Origin of the sequence: Thermogutta sp. (assembly GCF_014359955.1) — a bacterium.
Taxonomy (GTDB): domain Bacteria; phylum Planctomycetota; class Planctomycetia; order Pirellulales; family Thermoguttaceae; genus Thermogutta.
On the sequence record NZ_JACIYL010000599.1, the window covers coordinates 1 to 2821 of the forward strand.

The 2821-nt window shown below is 58.2% G+C and carries 3 protein-coding genes and 1 tRNA gene; 1 reads left to right on the forward strand and 3 read right to left on the reverse strand.

The annotated features are described in order from the left end of the window. Positions 1 to 479: 479 nt before the first annotated feature. Positions 480 to 553 (reverse strand) — tRNA-Val (locus H5U08_RS14830). Positions 554 to 1026: 473 nt separating this feature from the next. Here H5U08_RS14830 and H5U08_RS14835 point away from each other — a divergent pair. Continuing rightward, positions 1027 to 1992, forward strand: coding sequence for an MBL fold metallo-hydrolase RNA specificity domain-containing protein (locus H5U08_RS14835; RefSeq protein ID WP_297034719.1), 966 nt, complete (start codon positions 1027 to 1029; stop codon positions 1990 to 1992). 211 nt (positions 1993 to 2203) lie between these two features. Here the strand turns inward: H5U08_RS14835 and H5U08_RS14840 are convergent, their stop codons facing one another. Both H5U08_RS14840 and H5U08_RS14845 read right to left on the reverse strand, forming a co-directional pair. Then, positions 2204 to 2410 (reverse strand): hypothetical protein, encoded by a 207-nt coding sequence (locus H5U08_RS14840; RefSeq protein ID WP_297034721.1) that lies wholly within the window; start codon positions 2408 to 2410, stop codon positions 2204 to 2206. A 110-nt stretch (positions 2411 to 2520) separates the two neighbouring features. Beyond that, positions 2521 to 2821: DUF1080 domain-containing protein (locus H5U08_RS14845; protein ID WP_297034724.1), on the reverse strand; the 301-nt coding region annotated here is incomplete at its 5' end.

Here is a 2821-nt window from a genome sequence, read left to right on the forward strand (position 1 = left end):
AATTTCTTTGGAAACCGCGGGCCCGTGCACGACCGGCCAGGAAAGAGGAGTTAAACCACAGGAAACGACCGCGAGCGAGCAAACCCTGGACCTCAACCTTGTCTCACAAGCCGTAGGGGGGTTTGCAATGGAAAGGGCAACACCCCCGGACGGCCCAATCACTCTCAATAGAAACGAGAGAGCAAAAGCGGCGAATATGGATGCTTCCTTTTCGCAGTCTGACGCGGAGCTTGCCATGGAAAGGGCAATCCCCACAGACAACCCGGCCTTGTACGAGAGACTAGCCGAGAAACGTTCCCGAGGGTGGCCGCCTAGAAAAAGCGGTGGCTCCAAATCCGGCTCCACGGTGGCTCCAAATCTGGCTCCGCAACCGACCGCAATAGAGCGCAATGAAGCAAAGACATCGCCGCAACTGCTGGAAAATAGGCAACTTATGCCTCTGCTTGTGCCGCACGACTTCTCTTGGCCCACTTCCCCATTGGGCGATGGCCGACTCGAACGGCCGACTTCCACCTTGTAAGGGTGGCGCTCTAACCAACTGAGCTAATCGCCCTCAACATCCTTCAGTCGCAATAAATTTCTTGCGTCAGCCTCTCGCCCTGAGCGAGCAAACCACCAGTCTTGCCCAGCCAAGGGAAAAACCTAAATCTTCCCCAGCCCAGGGCAGCACCCAATAACCCACCCCGAGGTCTTCAGCCCGTGGAGGAGCCGCTGGAACCCGCCCTCCGATGACGTGTCACACACCGAGTGCGTCACATGAGGTACATACACGGCGTATCGACGGACGGCCACCATCGGGCCCGCCTCGGGCATTTCATCAACACTCTAGAATTAATTTTGGCCGTCGATTTGTTCGGGGTCAACTGAGGCCGCGTGTGACTCATCCCCACTTGTGCAGAAAACGGCGAGAGGTCCAATCGACAAGATTGCTGGCGGACGTGCACCGGGACGTCGTAGCTCCAACCGCGGAGGTAACGGAGAATCGATACGGCAGAGCACAATATCAAGAAAACGGACACCCGAGCTATGCCCAAACAGCGTCTTTTTTACTACGATCGAGCCCTCAAACTCCTGCCGGTTGATCTGGCGGTGGACGCCCGATTTCGTCAGGCCCGCGCCTTTGTCTCGCACGCTCATGCCGATCACATTGCCCGACATGAATATGTCCTCTGCACGGAAGAAACAGCCGCTCTTTTAGACCATCGACTCGGTCCGCGGGCCGTCCGCACGCTCCGCTATGGTGAGTCCGTCAACTGGGCGGGAGTGCGGTTGACCGTCTATCCCGCGGGTCACTGTCTCGGTTCGGCAATGCTTTTGGTGGAACACGCAGGAGAGCGACTCCTGTACACCGGGGATTTTAAACTGCGGAAGTCATTGACGGTGCCTCCGGCCCAGCCTGTTGCCGCCGATATCCTGATTATGGAAAGTACCTACGGCCACCCGATGTACCGCTTCCCTCCGGAGGAAATGGTTTTTCGTGACCTCGTGGATACGATTGCGAGGCTTTTCGAACAGGGGAAGGTGCCCGTCATTCTCGCCTACGCATTGGGCAAAGCGCAGGAGGTATCTCGCCGCCTCAGCGATGCCGGGTTGCAGCTCGTCCTTCATCGGCATGTGGCGGACATCAGCCGTGTCTACGAGTCATTTGGCGTCAATGTGGGCCGATACCGAGTGTTCGATGGGACGGTGCGTCCGGGTGAAGTGCTGGTTGTGTCGCCTGGAACGAAGCTGGACCTCGTCCACGACCGCACATGCCGCATTGCGGTGACAGGATGGGCTATGGACCCTTCCGCACGCTACCGGCTGGGAGTGGATATGGCGTTTCCTTTCTCGGATCACGCGGACTACGACGGATTGCTGAAACTGATTGAGTTGGTTCGCCCGCGTATCATCTATGCCACCCATGGGCCGGAGTGTTTTGTGCGGGACCTTCAATCGCGGGGATGGGAGGCGTACCTGCTCGACCGTCCGACACAGAAGACGTTACTGTGAAGCCCGCGGCAGTCCGCTGCCCTAGTGTGCAACCTTTTGATACACGATCACGATCACCTTGCGCGCTTCTTTGGCCACCAGCGAAAAGCCCTTCTCCATCAGGGATCGGCCTGTTTGCGTGAGGTGCCCTGGAGAGACTGCCCGCGGGATCATTCCCAGAGTCATTTCTGCGACCGCTGGTGCCCGAGCCCACGCGCATGTTGGGATGACGCTAACCCACATCGCTCCCAGGGAACGAATTGGCCGGCATAACGGAGAACGGCAAACGAGAGTCTTTCCCGGGACGATGCTCTGCCAGCCATTGCTCGCGGGCTGTGAATTCATCTGGAGTGGGTCTGGGTTGGCCAAGGGCGAGCGGTCCCAAAAGCACCAGGGCTCCCATCAGGGTTGCCGCAGTGAGCGTATGAGATGTGCGCACAGACAACCTCCTCTGCTGTGCGGGCCGCACGGGATGATCAACTTCAGTGTCATAGCGAAACAATGCTCGGCGATGTGCGATGGCCCCGCCAATGTGCTTGCTTGCTGCGATTATTCCTCGGGTTCAAGGATTTCAATGTCCTTGAACATCACGAGCATGTCGTTGCCGCCGTGGAGCTGGAGGGCGAAATGTCCTTCGCGGCGGCCGGGATCGTTTTTCACCTCGGCGGTTTTCACTCCATTCACCCAAACGGTGATGTCCCCACCTTTTGCCGCCACAATCATCTCATTCCATTCGTTGGGCTTGAACGCTTTTTTAACGACTTCCGGCGGGGGCTGAACCACCCACGCCCGGCCATTCGTTTCATAGAGGCCACCGGTGTTGGCGTCGGCTGCGATTTCCGCCTGGAAC

Excerpts from the sequence above, each read along its gene's own strand:
- H5U08_RS14835 (WP_297034719.1), top strand. The coding sequence starts at position 1,027 with ATGCCCAAACAGCGTCTTTTTTACTACGATCGAGCCCTCAAACTCCTG.